The organism is Haloferax gibbonsii (assembly GCF_001190965.1).
In the GTDB taxonomy this organism is placed as follows: domain Archaea; phylum Halobacteriota; class Halobacteria; order Halobacteriales; family Haloferacaceae; genus Haloferax; species Haloferax gibbonsii.
In genome coordinates this window covers 1,950,910-1,972,943 of the sequence record NZ_CP011947.1, presented here as the reverse complement: position 1 = coordinate 1,972,943, position 22,034 = coordinate 1,950,910, and the positions used below count along the sequence as shown (strand labels likewise).

At 63.6% G+C, this 22,034-nt stretch carries 16 protein-coding genes; 9 read left to right on the top strand and 7 right to left on the bottom strand.

The features are described 5' to 3' along the window. Positions 1–44 precede the first annotated feature (44 nt). Positions 45–1,787 carry an ABC transporter substrate-binding protein gene (locus ABY42_RS10170; protein WP_004976029.1) on the bottom strand — a complete coding sequence of 581 codons (1,743 nt, stop codon included), beginning with the start codon at positions 1,785–1,787 and terminating at the stop codon, positions 45–47. 186 nt (positions 1,788–1,973) lie between these two features. Between ABY42_RS10170 and ABY42_RS10165 the strand changes: the two genes are divergently transcribed. From ABY42_RS10165 to ABY42_RS10155, 3 genes are all read left to right on the top strand, one after another. Further along, positions 1,974–3,236 (top strand): amidohydrolase, encoded by a 1,263-nt coding sequence (locus ABY42_RS10165; RefSeq protein WP_050459376.1) that lies wholly within the window; start codon positions 1,974–1,976, stop codon positions 3,234–3,236. Positions 3,237–3,365: 129 nt separating this feature from the next. Beyond that, positions 3,366–4,622, top strand: coding sequence for a hydantoinase/carbamoylase family amidase (locus tag ABY42_RS10160; RefSeq protein WP_050459375.1), 1,257 nt, complete (start codon positions 3,366–3,368; stop codon positions 4,620–4,622). A gap of 641 nt (positions 4,623–5,263) precedes the next feature. Continuing rightward, entirely contained in the window at positions 5,264–6,082 is an 819-nt protein-coding gene (locus tag ABY42_RS10155; protein WP_004976035.1) for an IclR family transcriptional regulator, read from the top strand. A 179-nt stretch (positions 6,083–6,261) separates the two neighbouring features. Here the strand turns inward: ABY42_RS10155 and ABY42_RS10150 are convergent, their stop codons facing one another. Together ABY42_RS10150 and ABY42_RS10145 are read right to left on the bottom strand one after the other, a co-directional pair. Further along, complete coding sequence (locus tag ABY42_RS10150) at positions 6,262–7,359, bottom strand: TrmB family transcriptional regulator (protein ID WP_004976039.1); 1,098 nt, start codon at positions 7,357–7,359, stop codon at positions 6,262–6,264. 998 nt (positions 7,360–8,357) lie between these two features. After that, complete coding sequence (locus ABY42_RS10145) at positions 8,358–10,508, bottom strand: glycoside hydrolase family 3 N-terminal domain-containing protein (RefSeq protein WP_050459922.1); 2,151 nt, start codon at positions 10,506–10,508, stop codon at positions 8,358–8,360. A gap of 520 nt (positions 10,509–11,028) precedes the next feature. Here ABY42_RS10145 and ABY42_RS10140 point away from each other — a divergent pair. From ABY42_RS10140 to ABY42_RS10115, 6 genes are all read left to right on the top strand, one after another. Then, entirely contained in the window at positions 11,029–12,627 is a 1,599-nt protein-coding gene (locus ABY42_RS10140) for an ABC transporter substrate-binding protein (protein ID WP_050459374.1), read from the top strand. Positions 12,628–12,648: 21 nt separating this feature from the next. Beyond that, complete coding sequence (locus ABY42_RS10135; protein WP_004976045.1) at positions 12,649–13,653, top strand: ABC transporter permease; 1,005 nt, start codon at positions 12,649–12,651, stop codon at positions 13,651–13,653. Further along, complete coding sequence (locus ABY42_RS10130) at positions 13,640–14,701, top strand: ABC transporter permease (RefSeq protein ID WP_394324755.1); 1,062 nt, start codon at positions 13,640–13,642, stop codon at positions 14,699–14,701. Before ABY42_RS10135 ends, ABY42_RS10130 begins: the two co-directional genes overlap by 14 nt. Before the next feature lie 42 nt (positions 14,702–14,743). Beyond that, the gene (locus tag ABY42_RS10125) at positions 14,744–15,790 is read left to right on the top strand and encodes an ABC transporter ATP-binding protein (RefSeq protein WP_082220688.1); all 1,047 of its coding nucleotides are present in this window, start codon (positions 14,744–14,746) and stop codon (positions 15,788–15,790) included. Beyond that, positions 15,787–16,893 carry an oligopeptide/dipeptide ABC transporter ATP-binding protein gene (locus ABY42_RS10120; RefSeq protein WP_050459372.1) on the top strand — a complete coding sequence of 369 codons (1,107 nt, stop codon included), beginning with the start codon at positions 15,787–15,789 and terminating at the stop codon, positions 16,891–16,893. Before ABY42_RS10125 ends, ABY42_RS10120 begins: the two co-directional genes overlap by 4 nt. Positions 16,894–17,025: 132 nt before the next feature. Further along, positions 17,026–17,259 carry a hypothetical protein gene (locus ABY42_RS10115; RefSeq protein WP_004976054.1) on the top strand — a complete coding sequence of 78 codons (234 nt, stop codon included), beginning with the start codon at positions 17,026–17,028 and terminating at the stop codon, positions 17,257–17,259. An 862-nt stretch (positions 17,260–18,121) separates the two neighbouring features. On the opposite strand, the gene ABY42_RS10110 is transcribed toward ABY42_RS10115, so the two are convergent. The 4 genes from ABY42_RS10110 to ABY42_RS10095 form a co-directional block, all read right to left on the bottom strand. After that, positions 18,122–18,991: a class 1 fructose-bisphosphatase gene (locus tag ABY42_RS10110; protein ID WP_050459371.1), complete on the bottom strand. Its 870-nt coding sequence runs from the start codon at positions 18,989–18,991 to the stop codon at positions 18,122–18,124. A 305-nt stretch (positions 18,992–19,296) separates the two neighbouring features. After that, a complete protein-coding gene (locus ABY42_RS10105; protein ID WP_050459370.1) occupies positions 19,297–19,686 on the bottom strand; it encodes a RidA family protein in 390 nt (129 codons plus the stop codon). A 54-nt stretch (positions 19,687–19,740) separates the two neighbouring features. Then, positions 19,741–20,907, bottom strand: a complete 1,167-nt coding sequence (locus tag ABY42_RS10100; protein WP_004976059.1) for a Cdc6/Cdc18 family protein — start codon at positions 20,905–20,907, stop codon at positions 19,741–19,743. Positions 20,908–20,954: 47 nt separating this feature from the next. Beyond that, a complete protein-coding gene (locus tag ABY42_RS10095) occupies positions 20,955–22,034 on the bottom strand; it encodes a hypothetical protein (RefSeq protein WP_004976060.1) in 1,080 nt (359 codons plus the stop codon).

Genomic DNA, 22,034 nt, shown 5'->3' with positions numbered 1-22,034 from the left:
TCTGCAGTCGACGAGTCTGGCGCGAACGCGTGTGCATCGGCTCCTCACTCACCCTTCGAGACGAAGCGGTAGTTGTCCTGGAACGTGCCCACGTCGTAGTCGTTGACGGCGTTGCGCCACGCTTCGAGCTTGTTCACGTAGGCGATGTCTATCTGGATGCCGTGTTCGACGAGGTACTCCTCCAGTTCCCAGACGATTTCCTTCTGTTCTTGTTCGTCTGTCGAGGCCTGTGCCTCGCGGAGCTTCGAGACGTACCACTCGTGACCGTTCGAGAAGTCGCCCTCGGCGTCCTCGGGCGCGGCGGGGCCGCTCGGCGCGTAGATGTCTTCGAGGTCGTCCGAGGGGTGGTGCCAGTTGTTGTGGTTGTGGTTGTTGTCGGCGTAGCCGGCGTCGAGCCACGACGTGGCGACCGGAATCGACTGCGCCCAGTCTTCCATCGCGGCGTGCCACGTGTCCGTGCTGTACACCTGATTGAGGAGCGTGGACTTGTCGACGGCGGTGACGCTGGCTTCGATGCCGATTTTCGACAGTTGGTTCTGGATGACGACGGCCTCGTCTTTGAACCACGAGCCCTTGGTGGCGATGATGTCCATCTCGAAGCCGTCGGGGTTGCCCGCGAGTTCGAGTTCCTTCTTGGCCTTCTCGGGGTCGTACATCTGCATCTCCTTGAGCTTCGGCGAAGTCCAGTCGCTGTCGGGGTACCACGGTCCCTTCTGGACCGCGCCCTGTCCGTAGAAAATCTCGTCGAGGATCTCCTCGCGGTCGATGCCGAACAGCACCGCGCGGCGGTTGTGCCGGTTGCTCATCGGGTTGCCCTCCGACTCCATGAGGTTCACGTACAGCACCTGGGTGAAGTTGCCGGGGACGGACTCGGTCGTGATGTCGGGTTGGCCGCTGAGGCTCTCGAAGTCCTTCGGGGGAACCTTGTCCGTCAGGTCGAGTTGGCCGGACCGGAGGTTCGCGAGGCGCGTGGAGTCCTCGCCGATGAAGTCGAACTTGAACTCGTCGACGGCGGGCGCACCCTCCTTCCAGTAGTCTTCGTTCTTTTCGAGGAGGACGTGACTCCCGCTTTTCCACTCGACGAATTTGAACGCGCCGGTGCCCGCGCCGGCGGGGTCCTTCGTGAGGTCGGTCGCGAGGCCGCTCGGCCCCTTCCCGTCCGCGGTGTCGCCGCGGGAGCCCTCGGGGACGATGCCTTCCAGCCCGCGCGTGAGCCACCAGTTGAGCGTCCCGAACGGCTGGGAGAGGTTGAGCCGGAGCGTCCGGTCACCGACGATTTCGGTGTCCTCGACGAACGGCAGGCGGCTCTTGACCGGCGACTTGTTGTCGGGGTTGAGAATCCAGTCGACGGAGTACTTGAAGTCCTCGACGGTGACCTCGTCGCCGTTGTGGAAGGTGATACCCTCGCGCAGCGTGTACTCGAAGGCCGTCCCACCGTCGACCGGGTCGGGAACCTCGGTCACGAGGCCGGGCTGGAGTTCGGAGTCGGGCGTCAGTTCGATGACCTCGTCGTAGATGAGGCCGCCGATGGTGCTGGTCGCGGTGTCCGTCCAGAGCGCGGGGTCGAAGTTCCACGGCTCCGCGGCGAGCGCGACGTTGACGCGGACGGTCTCTCCCGAGTTGCCCGACGAACCGCTGTCGGTGCTCCCGCCGCTCGTCTCGGTTCCGTCGGAACCGCCGGAATCGCCGCCGGTACAGCCCGCAAACGCGGTCGCGCCGACCGCGCTCGCGGCCGCAATAAATTGCCGTCTGTCCATGTTTATCTCGGTAATGTTGTCGTCTGACATTGTTTCTCGGAGCTACGTACACACCCTTGTAGCGGTACGCGTGATACCTTAGCTCATGAAACACCGTTATTTATATCTTTGGCAACCCCTCACAAACTTGGTACTATCTCGCAATGGGGTTCCGGGCGCGTTCGTTGTGCTACCGCTTCCCAAACAGTTTAACGGGGTGGTTGCAATGTCGGCTTCATGGCGTACGCCAGCACGCTCTCCCTGCGAGAGTTACGACAGGACCTTCACGCCCACCCCGAGTCCGGGTGGAAGGAGTTCCGCACGACAGCCCTCATCGCCGCCGCGCTCGACGACCGCGAGTTCACACTCCACCTCGGCCCGGACGCAGTCGCCGAAGACGAGCGACTCGGCGTCCCCGACGACGACGCGGTCGCGGCCGCAATCGAACGCGCACGCGAGGAAGGCGCACCCGAGGCCTACCTGGACCGGATGGGCGGTATCACGGGGCTCGTCGCCGAGAAGACCTTCGGCGACGGGCCGACCGTCGGCGTCCGCGTCGACATGGACGCCCTCGAACGCACCGAGTCGAGCGACGAGGCGCACCGCCCCGCGAAACTGGGCTTCGCGAGCACGCACCCCAACGAGATGCACGCGTGCGGCCACGACGGTCACACCGCCATCGGCCTCGGCATCGCCCGCGACATCGACGACGACGGCGGGTTCGACGGTACGCTTCGGCTGTTCTTCCAGCCGGCGGAGGAGGGCGGCCGCGGCGGCAAGCCGATGAGCGAGACCGACCTGCTCGCGGACATCGATTACTTCCTCGCGCTCCACCTCGGTCTCGGCAACCCCACGGGGACCGTCATCGCCGCCTACGAGAACCCACTTTCGAACGCGAAACTCGACGCGACCTTCGAGGGCGCGCCGAGCCACGCGGGCAACGCGCCCAACGAGGGGCGCAACGCGCTCCACGCGGCGACCGCAGCGGTCCAGAATCTCTACGGGATTCCGCGCCACGCCGACGGTGCGACCCGCATCAACGTCGGGAAGTTCGAGTCCCCCAACCCGCAGAACATCATCGCAGAAGAGGCGCGTCTCCGCGTCGAGGTCCGCGGCAGGACCGCCGAACTCAACGACTACATGCTGGAAAAGGCCCGCCGCGTGCTCGACCACGCCGCGGGCATGCACGACGTGTCGGTCGAGACCGGACTGTACGGGAAGACGTCGACGTTCACGGCCGACGACGAGATGGTCGAGGCCGTCCTCGCGTCGGCGGCCGACCTCGACGACGTGACCGAGACGGTCCCGCGACTCGACATCGGCGGCAGCGAGGACGCCTCCTACCTCATCCGGCGCGTGCAGGACCACGGCGGGAAGGCGACCTACGTCGGTATCGGCGCGAGCAACGAGTTCGGCCACCACACCTCGCGGTTCGACATCGACGAAGACGCCCTCGACGTCGGCGTCGACGTGGTGTGTCAGACGATTCGAACGCTCTAACGCGGCGACTCGACCCGGCTGTCCGACCCCGACCAGCCGCGCGTCCCGGCCGTCGTCGCCGCCGCCGACCCGTAGAATCTGCCACGAACGCACACAATTATTAGCTATCGTTTGCGAGTTGAGTCGCACATGCAGGCCTCCCAGCAGCGACTCCGCGAGGACATCGAAGCGAACGCCCGCTTCGGCGACATCGACGCGCCGGCGGGACGCGGCCGAACCGTCCTGACCGGAAGCGACGCCGACCGACGCGCTCGCGAATATTTCGTCGAGCGACTGCGCGACGCCGGCCTCTCGGTCCGCATCGACGCCGTGGGCAACGTCGCCGGGCGGTGGGTCCCCGAGGGAGCCGACCCCGACGCGGCCCCCGTCGCCGCCGGGAGTCACCTCGATTCGGTCCCCGAGGGTGGCATCTTCGACGGCCCGCTCGGCGTCTACGCGGCGCTCGAAGCGGTCCGAACGCTCCAAGAACGAGACGCCGACGTGAGCCTCGACCGCCCAATCGACGTCGTCTCGTTCACCGAAGAGGAGGGCGCGCGCTTCTCGCACGGCCTGCTCGGGTCGTCGGTGGCAACGGGGGCGCGAGACGCCGACGACGCGCTCGCGTTCCGCGACGCCGACGGCACGACGCTCGCAGCGCACCTCGACGCCATCGGCTTCCGCGGAACCGACACCATCGCGGCCGCGGAGTGGGACGCGTGGGCCGAACTCCACATCGAACAGGGGACGCTCCTGGAGTCCGCGGGGGCGTCGGTCGGCGTCGTCGACGCCATCACCGGTATCACGACCTGCGCGGCCGACATCGTCGGCGAGGCAGACCACGCCGGCGCGACGCCGATGGACGAGCGCCGCGACGCGCTGGTCGCCGCCAGCGAGTTCGTCGTCGACTTCCGGGCCGCGGCCGACGACGTGGCGCAGAACCAGAGCGCCACCGCCGTGGGAACCGTCGGCCAGTTCGACGTGACCCCGAACGCGCGCAACATCGTCCCCGGTGAGGTCACGCTGCAGATGGACATCCGCGACGTGAACTACCGGGCGATGAACGCCATCGCGGAGCGAGCGGACGCCGCGCTCGCGCGCCTCGAAACCACCCACCCGGTCGAGACGAGCTTCGACCGCTACCGCGACCAGCGCCCGAGTCGGATGGCCGACGACTGCGTCGACGCCGCATTCGCCGCCGCCGCGGCCGAGGATATCGACGCCCAACGGATGCACTCCGCGGCGATGCACGATACTGCAAATGTTGCCACCGTCACCGATGCCGTGCTCCTGTTCGCACCGTCGGCGGACGGCCTCTCGCACAACCCGCGCGAATGGACCGACTGGGCCGACTGTGCGACCGCAGCGTCGGTTCTCGCGGGGACGCTCGCTCGCCTCGCCGCCGCGTGAGCCGTTGCCTGAGCCGTCGCCGACGACCCACCCCTCTCTGCCACTCCGTCTTCGCGTTCCGATAGTGTAGCGCTCTACTCGCGTCTTTGCCGCCGTTTCGTCCCGACCGCACCGCCAATCTCGCTATGTGACACGCACCCGGCATGCTCACCCAACGGCGTCGTCTCGGTCGCGTTCCGGGAGCGTCGGACGCGCTCCGCCGGAGATGTCGGATTCCCGCTTGGAGTGGTCTCGGGTCGCTCGGGTTCTCGTCCAGCGATCCACGGACCACGATAGCCGAAATCACTCGTGGACAACTCTGTACCGCTGCTTTGCCGTCAAATACAACGACTATCGGAGTCACAGGCGACGTATCTCTCGGTACCGAAGTCAACAAGCGGAAACACCGGGAGTACGACGATTCTACGCATCTGACAGGCAGGGATCGCGGGCAGTGGCCGTCGCCTCCGGTGTGTCTCGGGGGATGCGCACATCCGCGCTCGCGCTGGGCGAGGGGGTGGACGACTCCGGCTTCGAGTCGGGGTTGACAATTATCGATCGAAACCGCCTTCGAGCCCCTGTCTCGACACCGATTTTGCCCAACACGTTTCGATTGCAAGATATTCGGAACAGCTATGACACCCGATAGACGTTCTCGTAGCATGCCCGAGAACCCCAACACCGATGCGCCGTCGCGGACCCTCAGCACGGTGGACACGGCGGTCAGCGTCGTCAGGGCGCTCGAGGAGTTGAACGGGGCGCGCGTCGCCGAGTTGGTCGATTACCTCGACCTCTCGAAGTCCACGGTGTACAACCACCTCGCGACCCTGCGGAAGAACAACCTCGTCGCCAAGGACGGCGACAGCTACCATCTCAGCCTCCAGTTCCTGCTTCTGGGCGAGTACGTGCGCAACCAGCAGATACTCTACCAAGTCGGAAAGGAGGAAGTCGAGGCGCTCGCGGAGAAGACCGGCGAGTACGCCCACCTCTCGACCGAACAGCACGGCCTGCGAATCAGCCTGCTCAAGGTTCGCGGCGAGCGCGCGGTCGGCAGCCAGTACCAGCGCTCGAAGATTCAGCGCCCGGACAACCTCCACGCGTCGTCGACCGGGAAGGCCATCCTCGCGTTCCTCCCGCGCAGTCGGGTGGCGGAAATCGTCGACCAACACGGCCTGCCGGCGAAGACCGAGGCGACGATCACCGACCGCGACGCGCTGTTCGACGAGCTCGACGCCATCCGCGAGCGGGGGTACGCCTGCAACGACGAGGAGGAAATCGAAGGCCTCCGCGCCGTCGGGGCACCGATTCGAGACCGAAACGGCACCGTCCTCGGCGCGCTGAGCGTCTCCGGGCCGACGAGCCGAATCAAGGGCGAGCAGTTCCGCGACACCATCCCCGAGATGGTCACGAGCACTGCCAACATCATCGAAGTGAACATGAACATGGCGGCGCGGAGTTCGAACGCCGGGCGCTTCGACTGAACCGCCCGCCCCCCGACAGCCATGACACAGATATGCCCGTAATCTTTTGCGACATCTCATCCGGGTTCGGATGCGGTGTCCGGTCGAGCAGTTCGGCGTTCTGACCGTTCTCCCGACCGTTTCACCGGGGCCGTCCCGCAGCCGTCGTCGGCCGCTCGAAGCCAGCGAGCGCTGGCCCGTCAGTCCCGTCTCTCGTGGGTGAACGGTGTCTCTCCGATGTCGATACGCTCCAAGGTGATCGTCCGTATTTCCATGTCTTCGAAGACAGCACCCCACCCGCCAACGACGGCCGTTTCGTCGCCCGTGTCGAGTGTGAGGTTCTTGTACGCCCCAAGGTCGGACAGCGCCAGCCGTGACGGCGGTCGCTCGTCTCCGTAGAACGAGATGTCGGCGACGCTCCCTTCGACAGCCGTCTCTCCGCCATCCGCAAGGTCGACGCCTTCGACGGTGACCCCGAGTTCGAACCCGCGTTCCCAAAGCGGGACGATATCCCGAATGAACTCCTCGATGGTGACGTAGGTGTACTGGTCTTCGGCGTCGAGGTAGACGGTCGGGTACAGGTTCCACAGACAGGTGAGGAAGAACCAGTGAAAGACAAACGGCAGGATGCGGTCGTAGACGAGGACGCCGTAGTCTTCGTCGGAGCGCGTGTTCGGTCCGAAACACGTCCGGTTTCGGTCGATGACGACGAGGTACGGTCCCGGAATGGTACACACACGAAGTTCCGAGAGCACCCCACTCGGGTCGAACGCCGCGGGTGGTTCATCGTCCTGGTCGATGTAGACGGCCGCACGGACGACGACACCTCGGTCGCGGGCCTCTCGAAGCGCCGGAGAAAGCGACTGGAGTTGTTCGAACGACCCGGCGACCTCCACGACGGTTTCTGCGTCGTCGATGAGGTCCTGTGCGTTCTCGACTGCTGTCTCGACACGCTTGGTGACGCCGACTCTCGCGTCCATCCGCTCGGGAGTTCGGTACCGCTCGCGGACCGCTTCGGCGGCATCGTGGAGGAGTTCACCCCTGGACTCTAGGTCCGCCATCGCCGCCTCCGGGTCACACGGTTGCACGTACAGTTTCTCTCGTTCGATCGTTTCGACGTACCCCTTCGATTCGAGGCTCCGGAGAACGTCGTACACTTGCGAGACGGGGACGGCGCTCTCACGACCCACCTCGATAGCAGGCGAGACGCCCATCTCGAGGAGTGTGAGATAGGCGTCGGCTTGGTACGACGTGAGGTCCGCGTACTCGAGTGCGTTCGTCAGCGTTTCGCGGTCCATACCCGCACCCACACAATCGTTCACCATGAATACTTCGTTGATGTCCGGCCCTGGTTCCGGGAGCCGTTTGCGTTCGACCAGTACGTGGTAAACCGCCTGTGCGGGGGAGTTCGACCGCTTCGAAACGGACTGCCGTCGCTCGCGAACGATTCACCGTGCGGGTTCCATCAGAGATGGTTACTTTCTTGTCAGCAATTCGGGTGTCGTTGGTGGGCGATATACTACCCTCGGGAGGCCGTCTGAGACACCGCCACCGAGAGCACGACTCACCCAGAGCCAGTCGAATGTGCGGTGCCTGTCTCGAGGCACGATTCAACTGCTGAATGGCTGTCCGAGTCTCCGTTGGGGAACGTCGCGAACGGCGGGCACACCAAGTCATTACGGGCCTAAGTCTGTAATAGATATCCCGGCTACGACCCAGATATACTCTAGGATATGATAGCTGAGCCGGCGACACGGCTTCGTGCCCCTACCGAGGAGCGAACCAATTCGAACGCCATTCCCAGATACGCCGTTAGAAGCCGTCAATCAGGCGTTTGGAATGTCGGCGCACTTATTTTTCAGCGCCCTATACAGAAAACTTGCTTGTGTCTGACCCCTTATCATTCGAGTCTCTACGAAGCAGAGAAACGGGTTTTATGCCCTCTAAAGTCGGTTTTGAGGGTATAGTCTTTTTCAGTAAACTTACGCTACTCTGAGTTGTTTTCTTAATCCCTCACTGAAATGACCTGATATTCCGGATATGTGTGTTTCATGTGTCCGAATGCCAGACGGTGGGTTCCCGTAGGATACCGAACGACGGCCCGAAAGGTCGTCCATGAGAGCCTCACGAAACGCGGGCGACGGCTCAACAGGAGACAGTTCCGTGTCTGTTCTCGCCGCGGCGTCGAGAGGGAGACACGTAGTGGCGGCGCTCTCTCCACGAAGAACCGCCAGGAAAAAATATCGCCGCCGAAAACCTCGCTCGGAACGGGTTACACAGTCCGCGACGAGGCCGGTCAGTCGGACTTCGGTTCGACGGTAATCGTGACAGCTTGCTCGCCGACACGAAGGGTGTACTCACCCGGAATCGCCAACACCCTGCCGGTTTCGTCGACGCGCCCGATCGATGCCGCATCGATGGGGACCGACACCGTCTCTGTGGCTCCGGGGTCGAGCGAGACACGCTCGAACCCACAGAGTTCCCGGACCGGGGTTACGCGCGTTCCAGCCTGGTCGGTGACGTACACCTGTACGACGGTCGAACCGCGTCGGTCCCCGACGTTCTCCACGGGGAGTTCGACTGTCGTGGTCCCGTGGGGTGACATCCGCTCGCTCGTCACGGTCATCGAGCCGAACTCGAACTCGGTGTAACTCAGCCCGTGACCGAATTCGAAGAGTGGGTCGTACGACGGGAGATGTTCGTCGGGGCCGATCGGTGTCGGGTGCGGGAAGTGATTGAACCGGGTGGGAAGGTGACTCGCGGACCGAGGGAACGAAATCGGTAATCGCCCGCCGGGGTCGCACGCCCCGAAGAGCGTCTCCGCGACGGCTTGGCCACCCATTGTCCCCGGGTAGTACGCCAGCAACAGCGAGGGGAGATTCGCTGCCATCCACTCCACGGCCAGCGGTCGACCGGTGACGAGGACGCCAACGACAGGAGTCCCCGTCTCGTGCAACGCGGTTACGAGCTCGCGCTGCGCATCGGGGAGTTCGAGCGTGGTTCGGTTCGGAAACTCGTCGGGGGCGGTACCGCTCTCCGCGGTCGGCCCAAACTCGTGGATATACCAGTTCTCTCCGACGGCGACCACCGCGACGTCCGCATCCTTCGCCGCTTCGACTGCGGCGTCGATATCGTCTGGGTCGGTTACCGTCGCCCCCCGCTCGTAGGTCACCGTCCCATCGCACACGGATTCGATTCCGTCTTTGATTGTGATGACGTCGGTGCCCGCTTCGTCGGGGACGCTCCAGCCACCGAGTTGGTGAACGGGGGTGTCTGCGTTCGGTCCAGCGACGAGAACGTCGGCACCGGGGTCCAACGGGAGCGTGTCGTCGTTCTGAAGCAGCGTCATCGACTTCCGCGCGGTCGCTAACGCGTCGGCTCGATGCGCATCGGCACCGACGACGTCTCGCGCTTCGTTCGCATCGACGAACGCGTCTTCGAAGAGCCCGAGCCGGAATTTGAGGTCGAGGACGCGCCTGACGCTCTCGTCGAGAGTGTGCTCTGCAACCGCCCCCGCTTCGACGAGCGACACGAGATGGTCCGCGTGCGCGACCGCATCGACTGATGCGACATCGAGTCCAGCGTTGCGAGTCATCCGGACCGACTCGCGGTGGTCGCTCGCGACGTGGTGGTCCTCGTGAAGCATCCGGACCCCGTTCCAATCAGAGACGACGGTTCCATCGAATCCGAGTTTCCCTCGCAGAAGGTCCGTGAGATATTCGCGTGAGGCGTGTGCGGGCTTCCCGTCGATTGCGTTGTAGCAGGGCATAACGGACGCGACGCCCTCGTCAATCGCGTCGAGGAACGACGGTAAGAAGACGTTTCGAAGGAGGTACGAGGACACTTCGACGGGGGCAGTGTCTTCCCCCCGTGCGGGCTCGCTATAGGCCGGGAAGTGCTTCGCGGTTGCCGCCACGGAGTTGGGGTCGTCGAGGCCGTCGCCTTGGTACCCGCGTACCATCGCACCCGCCATCCGTCCGCACAGAAATGGACTCTCGCCGAACGTCTCGAAGGTGCGGCCCCACCGCGGCTCTCGAGCAACGTCGCACGTGGGCGAATAGTTCTGCTGTGCCCCCGACTTCCGGACTTCGGTTGCAGTGACCGCTGCCGCCCTCTCGACGCCGTCTTCGTCCCACGTTGCCGCCATCCCGAGTCCGTTCGGGAACGCCGTTCCTTCGGCGACGTACGCGTGACCGTGGACGGCATCCACGTTGAACAACAGCGGGATACCGAGTCGAGTCTTCGACAGCGCGACTTCTTGAAGATGGTTGACCGTCTCTACGATGTCGTCTATTCGAGAGTCGAGCGCTCCTGCCCACCCGAACGACGCAACAGCACCGACTGCGGATTCGACGATTTCGTCTTCGACGTCTTCGACCGATTTGAACCCATCAAGTTGTCCCGCCCACGTGCCGACGAGTTGCCCGACTTTCTCTTCGACCGTCATTCGGTCGAGAAGGTCCTCGATGCGCTTCTCGGTCGGGAGAGTCTCATCTCTGTAAGGGGGATGCTTGCTTTCTGACTGCATACGGCGAAGAGAAGGCCGCTACTACTTATACATTTGCCAACGCGTGACGAGCGTCCCTCAGACGGCCGTGTTTCGCGACGAGAGCGTGACTGTGCCGTGTTCTCCGACGCCGACGTGTTCGGTGTGGCCCTCTTGGGAGAACTGTCACAACAGCCATCTGCTACACCTAACCAAATGTTTATTAACAATGACTGTGGTTTGTTATCAGTACGCCATGTCAGACAGTACTGACCGCTTTAGCGACTTGATTAGCCGGCGCCGTTTCGTCGAACTAACCGGTGCAACCGGAATCGCAGCCCTTGCGGGGTGTAGTGGTGGTTCTACCGGAGGGGGAACGACCGACGACGGTGGGTCGAACGGGGACACGACCGGGTCCAACGGGAACGATGCAGGCGGTGACGATTCCGAGACGAGTGGGACGACTGTCCTCGACAAGAAGATGGTCGGTGCCACGAACAACGGTGTGCCGACGAACCTCCACCTGAACCCGGAAGCGACACAGAACTACGACCCACGAGCGGGGAACTTCGTCTTCGAACGGTTCGCCGCCTACAACTTCTCGACCGGCGAGTTCGAGTTAGCCGCGCTCGACTCGTGGTCCATCGAGGGCCAGACGGTGACACTCACGCTCCGGGACGACCTGTTGTGGGATACCGGCGAGGACGTGACCGCGCGTGACGTCCTGACGCAGTTCCGCCTGATGAAGAAGATGAACACGTCGCTTTGGGACTTCACCGAGAGCGTCGAACGGGGCGACGACGACAAGACCGTCGTTCTCAACCTGAAGCGACCGTCCAACCCGGAGGTCATCAAACACACGCTCGCCAACGGCTCACTCCGACTGTTCGCGTACCATCCGACCTTCGAACAGTTCCTCGACAAAGAAGCCGAGGAGCTCCAGCAGTTCAAATACGAGGGAGACGTGGTCGCGAGCGGCCCCTTCTCGGTCGCGTCGAAGTCGAAGCAGTCGTGGGAACTCACGAGGAATCCCGAATACTACGGCGCTGAAAACATCAACTTCGCGGGCATCTCGCTTCTCTCGCGGGCGGACAACACCGCACTCCAACAGGGCCTGATGGGCCGCGAACTCGACTTCGTCACGAGCCTCTTCGCGCCGCCGAAGATCGTCGGCAACTTCCCCGACTCCGTCGAAGAGGTCACTATCTCTGCGAAGTGGGGGTACGGCGTCCTGTTCAATCACGACGACCCCGACTTCGGGAAGCGAAACGTCCGGCAGGCCGTCGCTCACGTCGTCAACCGCCAGCAGGTCGTTGATAACGCAGGGCCGCGAACGAAAGCGCCCGCACCGAAGGTGACTGGCATCGCCCCGGGTGACCAGAAATCGTGGCTCGGTGACGCGTACGACTCCTTCGAGGGGTACGGCATGGCGGCGTCGCAGACGGACAAAGCCGCCGCGCTCCTCCGCGAGGCCGGCTACTCGAAGGAAGACGGCACGTGGACGCACAGCAGCGGTCGAACCCTCGGTGGGACGTACTACACCCCCGCTGGCTGGACGGACTGGACCACGGCGACGAACACTGTCGTCGACCAGTTGAACGCGTTCGGCTTCGACTTCGAAATCAGCCAGAAGCCGACGGGAGATTTCTTCGGCGGCTACATCGAGTCCAACTTCAAGATCGGCGCGTTCTACTGGCTGCCCGGTGGCGCCCGGTCGTCGTTCCCGTACTTCCCGCTCCGCTGGCAGCTCACGAACCCGGACATCGACGGCGGCCACAACTTCCCGGAGGGCGAACAGACTGTCCCCGGGATGGACGGCGGCGAGATGACTATCGACCCACTCTCGGTGGCACAGGAGATTTCGACCACGCAGGACCGAGCCGCGACGGAGGAACTCATCAAGCGTGTCGCGTGGCACCACAACCAGAACATTCCAATACTGGGGCTGGTCGCGAAGCTCGAACAGTCGTGGCTCACCACCGACGAGTGGGACATCCCGGCGGAAGGGAGCGACGACCGAGCGATCAAGTGGCCAAGCGAGTGGCTCCCGCGCCAGGGACAGCTCATGGCCGAGCGATAATCGAAGTGGAGCAACGTAACCATGAGTAACTACTACGTCCGTCGGACGGCCAGGGTGTTCGCGACCATCTTCGCGGTCGCGACGCTCACGTTCGGGCTGATTCGCCTCCTTCCGGGCGGCCCCTTCACGCAGTTGCGCGCGCAACTGCTTCGGCAGGGCGTTCCGGCATCCGAGGTCGACGCCCGGATTTCGAACCTCCAGAACATCGACCCCAACGCGCCGCTCTGGCGGCAGTACCTGGACTACATGGGCGCCGTCGCGCAGGGGAACTTCGGCGAGTCGATCTCGCTGGGCGAACCGGTGGCGCAGGTCATCGCCGAAGCGGTGCCGTGGACGGTGTTCGTCGTCCTGGTGTCGACGATTCTCATGTTCGCCGTCGGTATCTTCCTCGGGTCGTTACAGGCCTACTGGGAAGGTTCGCGGTTCGACAAGGCGTTCAGTGGCCTCTCGATCGGCCTCATGTCCGTCCCCTTCTACGTCGTCGCCGTCATCTCGCTGTACGTCTTCGCGTACCAGTGGGGATGGTTGCCGACGGCGGGGACAGTCGGGACCAACGTCGACAAAGAACTGAGCGTCCCGTTCGTGCTCAGCGCGCTCGAACACAGTCTCTTGCCCATCTTCTCGTACACGCTGGGCGGGATCGGCGGGCAGGCGTTGGCCATGCGCGGGAACAGCATCCAGGTGCTCGGTAACGACTACGTCCGGGTCGCGAGACTCCGCGGGCTCCCCGACCGCCGAATCGCGACTCGGTACGTCGCGAGGAACGCCATCCTTCCGATGTACACCGGGTTCCTGTTGCTCCTCGGATTCCGCCTGTCGGGGACCGTCATTCTGGAGCAGATATTCTCGTACACCGGACTCGGCTACTACATGTTCGCCGCGCTGAAGGCGAACGACTACCCGCTCATGATGGCGACGTTCCTCATCATCACCGTCGCGCTCATCGTCGGCGTCTATATCGCCGACCTGACCTACAGCAAGATCGACCCGCGAATCAGTGCCGGAGGTTCTGATGAAGCGTACTGAGAGAGAAGAGTCCAGCGCGGCGGAGTCCAGCGCAGTGGTTACCGACGGTGCCGGGGTCGACTGGCGAGGGTCGGCCTCGTCGTCGGTGACGGTGACTCGTGCGGAGCGACTTCGAGAGTTCTACGAGGAAACCGTCCTGAAACCGATGCTCGTCGCGTGGTCGGACAGCAGAACCCGACTCGGACTGCTCATCATCGGGTTCTACGTGTCGTTGGCGCTCGTGGCCGTCCTCGGTCTCTGGCGAGCGCCTTCGACGAGTCAGGCCCCTCGGTACCTGACGCTGTTCGAGAACATGCAGTACCCGCTCGGGACGACTGCGTCGGGGACGGACCTCGCCGCACTCATCATCCACTCGACTCCAGACATCTTGCTGATGGTCACCTCGGGTGGGCTCTGGGCGACCGGTATCGCCGTCCTCGTCGGGACCGTCGCTGGGTACAAGGGCGGTTCGGTCGGACGCGCGTTGATGTCGATATCGGACTTCGTCATGGCCATCCCCGGGCTCCCGCTGGTGATGATTCTCGCGATTACGTTCAATCCCAAGAACCCGATCCTGCTCGGAATCGTCATCAACATCAACTACTGGGCTGGCCTCGGCCGGTCGATCCATTCACAGGTGCTGACGATTCGAGAGAACAACTACGTCGAAGCCTCCCGGACGATGGGCGTGAGCACGCCGCGAATCATCCTGAAGGACGTGATTCCGAACATCATGCCGTACGTGACGGTCAACTTCGTGTTCGCCGCGCGGTACGTCGTGTTCGCATCGATCGGACTGTTCTTCCTCGGCGTGTTGCCGTACTCCGACCAGAACTGGGGCGTCACCCTGAACTTCGCGTACAATGGTGGTGCCCTGTTCTCTTGGAGTGCCGCACACTGGCTTCTCGTCCCGATGGCCGCGATTATCGGCCTCTCGGTCGGCCTCATCCTCCTCGGTCAGGGGATGGACCGCGTGTTCAACCCGCGTGTCCGCACTCGGCTGACGGGGGAGTCTGAGTCGACTGCTTCGGCCGACGAGAAAGACACCGGCATGACGGAGGTACTGTAGATGACTGCCAAACAGCGCGAAACGACGACCACGACGACAACTATGACGACAGACGACCCAATCATCGAGATCAACAACGCGGCCGTCACGTACGACGGCGGCGAGACGTACGTGTTGGACCACGTGAGCATGTCTATCGAACGTGGCGAGATTCTCGGCATCGTGGGCGAGAGCGGAAGCGGCAAGTCGATGTTCGCCGACTCGATGCTGGACGCCATCCCCGACCCCGGACGACTGTCCGGTGAGATACGCTACCACCGCGACGATGGGACCACAGTCGACGTGCTCGAACTCTCCGACGACGAACTTCGGGAGTTCCGGTGGGAGGAGGTGTCGATGGTCTTCCAGGGCGCGATGAGTTCGTTCAACCCGACGATGAAGATCGGCGGGCACTTCAGAGAGACGCTGAAGGCCCACGACGCCGACGTCACGTCTGGAATGGAGTTCGCCCGTGAACTCCTCTCTGACCTGTACCTCGACCCGGAGCGCGTGCTGACGTCGTACCCGCACGAACTCTCCGGCGGGATGCAACAGCGGGCACTCATCGCCCTGTCGCTCGTTCTCGAACCCGAAGTGCTGGTGATGGACGAACCGACCGCCGCACTCGACCTCCTGATGCAGCGTTCGATTCTGACGCTCCTCCAGGACTTACAGGAGAAGTACGACCTGACGATGGTGTTCATCACCCACGACCTGCCGCTGGTCGCCGAACTCGCCGACCGGATGGCCGTCATGTACGCCTTCCAACTCATCGAGGTCGGCGACCGTGAGCAACTCATCGCGAATAGCGGGCACCCATACACGCGAGCGTTGCTCAATGCGACGCCCGACATCGAAGCACCGCTCGAAGAGATGCGACCGATCGAGGGACAGAGTCCGGCACCCATCAACGTTCCACAGGGGTGCGCCTTCGCACCGCGATGTCCACTCGCCACCGAAGAGTGCCGAGTTGAAGACCCGGCGTTCACGCAACTCGACGACGGCCACGCCGTCGCCTGTCACCACGCGGAAGACGCACGAGACGAGATTGCGCTGCACTTCGACCGTTCCGAGGAGACCGTTCCGGTCTCGGGAGGTGGTGGGTCGTGAGCCGTGCCGACGAATCGTCGACCGGGTCCGACCAGCACGACGAACCACTCATCTCACTCGAAAACCTCGAAGTCCACTTCGAAACAGAGCAAGGACTGTTCGACCTCTTCGAGGAGCCAGACGTGGTCAAAGCGGTCGACGGCGTCTCGCTCGACATCGAGGAGAACGACGTCCTCGCACTCGTCGGGGAAAGCGGGTGCGGAAAGACCACCCTCGGCAAGACGACCATCGGACTCCAGCGGCCGACGGGCGGGACGGTGACGTACAGGGGACAGGACATCTGGGCCGCCAAAGACGGCAACGGAGAGATACCGTTCGACGAGATTCGGTCGTCGCTCCAGATTATCCATCAGGACCCCGGGAGTTCGCTCAACCCCAATCGACGGATTCTGAACATCCTCGCAGAGCCGATTAAGCTCACTCACCCAGCGGTCGGGGCCAGCGAACGCCGCGAGCGGATTCACGCGCTTCTCGAGCGCGTCGGTATGAACCCCGCAGCAGACTTCGCAGACCGGTACCCACACCAGCTCAGTGGCGGAGAGAAACAGCGCGTGGCGCTCGCTCGCGCGCTCTTGATGAATCCCGACGTGATCCTCGCAGACGAGGCCATCAGCGCACTCGACGTCTCCTTACGGGTCGAAATGATGGACCTGATGCTCGATTTGCAGTCGGAGTTCGACACCTCGTTCGTGTTCGTCTCGCACGACCTCTCGAACGCGCGGTACTTCGCAGAACACGGGGACGGTCGAATCGGGGTGATGTATCTCGGAAACCTGGTCGAAGTCGGGCCGGCAGACCAACTCATCGGCGACCCCAGTCACCCGTACACGAACGTCCTCCGCTGGGCGACGCCGAACTTGTCCCGACAGTCGGGTGAGGCTGGTGAGCCGCCGATGCGGAAGATAGACATCCCAGACCCGGTCAACCCACCGAGCGGGTGCCGGTTCCACACGCGCTGTCCCGAAGCACGTGAGGCGTGCCGAGAGGTGGCCCCACAACTCCAACAGTCCGGTGAGGCCGCTGGCCATCGCGTCGCCTGCTTCAGAGACGACCCGAACCACTCCTATTGGGATAGCGACCCGCTGACGGAGGACGATGACTGATGTGAATGGGTGGTTGTCGCTTCCGCCTCACTCGCTGGTCGCCGGTGCGAACCCGCCCTTCCATCTCGACCGGAACCTGACCGGTATCGGTCGAATCGGGAGCTTGATAATCGGCGCAATATACGATACCGTATGACACGGCTAGAGACGGTTGTCGACGTGATCTGCGACCAACGTGACCGGTTCCCGCTGTTCGTCGCAATCGGCATCGTGATGGGGCTCCTGCTCGGGTTTTCGTTGTTGTATCTCGAACCGGGGACTGCCGCGTACGCGATCGCGCTCGTCGACGTTGGCCTCGTTGCGGTCACGGTGGTCGGGTTTGGCGGCGGCTTTTGGCTCTGTACGAAGCGCTCCGTAGAGGACTGACGCGGTACTGGCGACGGCGCTGAGCACTCGGTGGGGACGAATGGCTGGTCTCACGAGAAACGAATCACTGCGCGACACCCGACCGCCGCTGAATGCGTCAAACCAGCAAAGGACCCAACCGCTCCCTGGAGACACCAGTCAGAGTTCTCCGCGCACTCCAGGAAGCGGTTACTTATGTAAAGAAAGGAGACATAGGCACACCATAGCAAATTTATTACATTTGACTATCGGTCTGCTGACTGCGGAGCGACTCAGCTGAGGTAACAGCAAGGTGGGCGATCACCTCGTCAATTATGTTCAGATGTGATGAGTATGTATTGATTTTATTATACAATAGTACTGGATGGGACGCTTCTTGCGCCAAATTGGACGGACACCGCGAAACCGTCCTGAGTACGTTGCCATACTCCCGTCAGAGGCCCACAGTCACCCGTACGGCGCCTCGTTCGTCGTCAGCCACCGGTATCGGACTCAGTCCCGACACCCTGACCGACTCGATTCGACCACGTGAGCAAAAACCTCGTGAAGTGTCGATTTCACACGCGTATAGGCTGTTTTAACCGAGTCTTTTCCTCCCTCAAGTGGAATTCACACGGGCCTCGGTAATGAGCCACATCTCGAACAATACTCTAGGTCTCAAATCACCTCGACAGTTGGCTGCCGAGCGCGGTCGAAGATATTGTATTCTAGAGAATGAGCCCCCAAGTGAAATCTGAATTTAATACTAACTATACTTATATTTCATCCGCGGTCGGAACGGACGTGCCACCGCCGCGCTAGCGAGCGCATTGCTCAGTTCGGTGGGTGTCGGTGAGTCTGGCTCGTATCGGACCGCGACTCCGCCACCGTGTGAGTCGGACCGTCAGCCCAGTCGCGCTTCCAGCGACTCGACGAGCGAGTCGTTGCCGATGTAGACCGGGACGCGGTCGTGGATGCCGTCGGGCGTCCCCGAGAGGAGCGACGCCTCGCCGTCGGAGGACCGCCCGCCCGCACACTCGATGATGTAGCCGATGGGAAAGCCCTCGAACTGCTGTCGGAGTTTCCCGCTCAGTGCGTCGGTCTGTGCGGGGTACGCGAAGACGCCGCCGTAGTGGAGAATCTGGTTCACGTCGCCGATCATCGAGCCGCCGTAGCGGAGCTTCATGCCCTCGGTGCGCTCGGTCTCGCTGGCGAACGCCTCGAACTCGTCGAACCAGTGGTTGACGCGGCCGCCGAAACTGAAGATGGCGGGGTCGTCGGGCAGCGTCAACTCCTCGCGGAGCGGGCGCTTGATGCCCGATTCGAGGATGTACTCGCTGACGACGCCGTCGCGGGCGGCCACGAGCGTCGTCACCGGGCCGTAGAGGATGTAGCCAGCGGCGAGCAGATTCTCGCCGCCCGTGGGGAGCGGTTCGTCGTAGACGCTGTAGAGCGTCCCCATCACGTTGTTCGGCTTCAGGTTCGTCGACCCGTCGAGCGGGTCGAGCGCGACGGACACGCCCTCGCCGATGTCGATGACCTCGGCGCGCTCCTCGCTGGCGTACTCGCCGACGCCGTCGAGGGGGCGAAGCCGCTTCAACAGCAGTTCGTCGGCGTAGGTGTCGGCTTCCAGTTGGCGCTCGCCGCTCGGGTTCGTGCCCTCCTCGTAGACGCGCCGGCCGGGCAGCCCCGCCCGAATCGACGGCGCGGCCGCACAGAGCGTCTCGACGACGGCGTCGACCACGTCGTCCTCCCGACTCGATTCGTCTGTCATGCGTTCGATACACCCTGCGGGGTCGCGGATGCGTCGAAGCGGTTCGACGGGACGCCGACGGGCGGCGCGCGGACGGGCGTCGGGGTGGTCGTCATTACCTACAGATTCCGTGGACGGAGTATAGTTCTGTCCCCGAGCGTAAGCGTTGCACCGCGCCGACGACGGGGTTTGCGGCGGGTTTTCGACTCGGGCGCTGTTGAAGTCCTCCGCTGGTGAAGATTGTTGGACTCGTGCTACAGCGCGAGTCGGTTATCGGTTCAGCACTCAATATGGACTGCTCAAATCGCTACGTACAGAGCAGGGACTTACTTTGGGATAATCGCAACCGCCTCAATCTCAACAAGTAACTCCGAATCGATGAGGCGATTCACCTCCACCATGCTGGTGGCTGGGCGTACGTCACGAAACACTTCACCATGGGCTTCACCGATTGCCTCCCACTCATCGATATCAGTGACGAACATTCGAGTTCTGACCACATCCTCAAGTGATGCATCAGTCTCTCGAAGGGCGTCTTCGATGTTCTGGAGTGCTTTTTTCGTCTGTTCGTATGCGTCGCCTTTACCGACGATTTGACCATCATCGTTAGTCGCTGTTGTCCCAGAAACGTGTACTTGAGAGCCGGTCTGAACGGCCCGAGAGTATCCGACTTTGGACTCCCACTCAGTCCCGGATGAGATTTGTTTTCGCTCCATAGCTCAGACTCACAAACGGCATTAAAATGAGTTTGGGTGATGAATACAAGCAGATTACTGCGCGGCGAACAGTCGTTCGAACACGACCGTCGGGAACCGCGGTTCGAGTCGGCTCGGCGGCCGGCCCTTTCGGTCGACGCGCTCCGCCGTGACCCGACGGGTGATGCCGTCTTCGGCGAGTTCGTAGAGGATTCGCTTGACCGTCGCCGCCGAGAGGTCGACCGACTTGGCGATGTGCTGGCTCGTCGCCCGCACCGACTGCTGTTGGTCGGGGCGCAACGCGAGGAGTTCGTGAAGCACCTGCTGGCGGTTCTCCGGGAGCGCGAACACGCGGCCGAGCGAGACGCACGGGCGCGGCACCGCGGCGATTCCCGCGGCGGTGTCGGCGGCGGTGATGCTCTGGTGTCTGTTCCGAGTCGCCTCGTCGGCCGCGCCGAACAGCGCCGCGAGCGCGTCGTGGGCGTCGCCGTCGGCCCACTCGGCGATGTCGCGCGCGAGTCGGTGGTCGAGCGTCCGCTGGGACCCGGCCGACGACGCCCGGGTCATCAGCACGTCGATGAGCACCTGACTCTGGTACGGTTCGAACTGAATCTCGCCGGCCGTGTAGTCGGTCAGCACCGTCTCGTCGGGCGACGAACGCCCGATGGCCAACCAACTGACCTTGCTCGGCAGTCCGGCACAGAGCTCGACGAACGCCTCGCCGTCGAGCGTTCCCGGCTCTTCGAGGTGGTCGACGGCGACGATGGCTCCCGTCTGCGGGCCGTCGAGCGTCTCCTTGAGCCGCGACTGGAGCGCCTCCGTCTTGATGCCCTGCTTCGGCACCGACTCGTCGACGAGCGCGTCGAGCACGGCGTGATAGAACGCGAACGCGCTCGTCGTCTCGCGCGCGTCGACGTAGACGAACCGCGGCGCGAACGTCGCCTGCACGCGAGTCGTCGTGTGAATGGCGGCGTTGTTGACGCTCGACACGCGGACGAGGCGGTCGAAAAGCGCCGTCACCACCGCCGACTTCCCCGACCCTTTGGGGCCGTAGACGTAGGCGTTCGGCGGGAGGTGGCCGTCGAACACCGGGTCGAGGTAGTCGAGCAGTCGCTCCAACACCGGCCCGCAGTTCACCGGGTCGTCGATGTGCGCGACCGGCGAGAGCGAATCGTAGTCGACGAGGAGGCGAGGCTCACCGTCACGGCGCTGTCGACGTTTGATCCTCGCTTCGATGTCCATGTCGTGGATGATAGTTCCGAAATGGGAGGTATATCAGTTCTGACTGCTCACGGCAGCGGCACCGCGCCGGCCGTGGTGAAGACGCCCGCGATGGCGAGCAGGCCGAGGACGAACGTGGTCGTCACGATGGAGGCCGCGGGCGGGTCGAAGTGGGTGCTGCCGTGCGCGTAGAAGACGCGCTCGTACACCTCGCCGAGGACGCCGCCGAGGACGCCGAAGCCCGCGCCGAGCACGAGCGCCACGGGGACGCTCGCGCCGTCGAGCATGGCCATGCTGGCGATGAACGTCGCCGGGAGGCTCATGTGGTGGGTGACCGGAATCTTCTCGACGCCGAGATTCAAGAACAGCAGGCTCGTCGCGGAGATACCGAACGGGATGAACAGGCTCCCCGTGCGCGCGAAGATGTACGCGCTGAGGATGCCGACGGCCATTCCGACGGCGGCGACGCCGCTCCACTTGTACTGGTGCGGGAGCCACGGCTCGACCGCGAGGCGGTACGAACCGCCGGTGGCGGTCCCGCCGTCGGTCATCGCCTCGCGTTTTGTGCCCGTCTCGAACGGCGACACGTCGAGGAAGCCCTTGCCGCGGGGGGTTCCGACGAGTTCGTAGCCGAAGACGGCGCGGGCGAGCAGCGCGGTCAGGACGACGCCGACCGCGGGCGGGTCCAGCGGGAGCGCGAGGCCAGCAGAGGTCTGACGAATCGCCATCCCGATGACGCCGAAGACGCCGCCCACCGCGAGGATGTCCGGCCGGGTGCCGAGCGCGTACGCGATGTCCTTCGCGGGGTGGTAGTCGCCGTCGGCGGGCGCAGGCATACCGTCGTTCTTCGCGGCGTAGGCCGCGGCGGCGACGCCGCCCGCGAAGGCGACGTGAGGGCCGAAGACGGGGCCGAACGCCAGCGGGCCGACGATGCCGGCACCGTAGCCGCCCGCGGCGTCGGCGACGAGGCCCCCGCCCCCGACGAACTCCGTGGAGACGACGTTGCCGGCCTCGCCGACGAGCACCATGATACCGGTGAAGATGAACGCCGGCAGCGCCCCGAGAGACGCGCCGAACATCCCGCCCGCGAACGAGGCGATGACGAGCACGAGGATGTCGACGGCTTCGAGGCCGAAGACGATGGCCAT

Coding starts and splice junctions, on each gene's coding strand:
- ABY42_RS10170 (WP_004976029.1), bottom strand. CDS start 1,787: ATGTCAGACGACAACATTACCGAGATAAACATGGACAGACGGCAATTT.
- ABY42_RS10140 (WP_050459374.1), top strand. CDS start 11,029: ATGGTCGGTGCCACGAACAACGGTGTGCCGACGAACCTCCACCTGAAC.
- ABY42_RS10110 (WP_050459371.1), bottom strand. CDS start 18,991: ATGACAGACGAATCGAGTCGGGAGGACGACGTGGTCGACGCCGTCGTC.
- ABY42_RS10135 (WP_004976045.1), top strand. CDS start 12,649: ATGAGTAACTACTACGTCCGTCGGACGGCCAGGGTGTTCGCGACCATC.
- ABY42_RS10100 (WP_004976059.1), bottom strand. CDS start 20,907: ATGGACATCGAAGCGAGGATCAAACGTCGACAGCGCCGTGACGGTGAG.
- ABY42_RS10150 (WP_004976039.1), bottom strand. CDS start 7,359: ATGGACCGCGAAACGCTGACGAACGCACTCGAGTACGCGGACCTCACG.
- ABY42_RS10095 (WP_004976060.1), bottom strand. CDS start 22,034: ATGGCCATCGTCTTCGGCCTCGAAGCCGTCGACATCCTCGTGCTCGTC.
- ABY42_RS10105 (WP_050459370.1), bottom strand. CDS start 19,686: ATGGAGCGAAAACAAATCTCATCCGGGACTGAGTGGGAGTCCAAAGTC.
- ABY42_RS10115 (WP_004976054.1), top strand. CDS start 17,026: ATGACACGGCTAGAGACGGTTGTCGACGTGATCTGCGACCAACGTGAC.
- ABY42_RS10145 (WP_050459922.1), bottom strand. CDS start 10,508: ATGACGGTCGAAGAGAAAGTCGGGCAACTCGTCGGCACGTGGGCGGGA.
- ABY42_RS10165 (WP_050459376.1), top strand. CDS start 1,974: ATGGCGTACGCCAGCACGCTCTCCCTGCGAGAGTTACGACAGGACCTT.
- ABY42_RS10125 (WP_082220688.1), top strand. CDS start 14,744: ATGACGACAGACGACCCAATCATCGAGATCAACAACGCGGCCGTCACG.
- ABY42_RS10130 (WP_394324755.1), top strand. CDS start 13,640: ATGAAGCGTACTGAGAGAGAAGAGTCCAGCGCGGCGGAGTCCAGCGCA.
- ABY42_RS10155 (WP_004976035.1), top strand. CDS start 5,264: ATGCCCGAGAACCCCAACACCGATGCGCCGTCGCGGACCCTCAGCACG.
- ABY42_RS10160 (WP_050459375.1), top strand. CDS start 3,366: ATGCAGGCCTCCCAGCAGCGACTCCGCGAGGACATCGAAGCGAACGCC.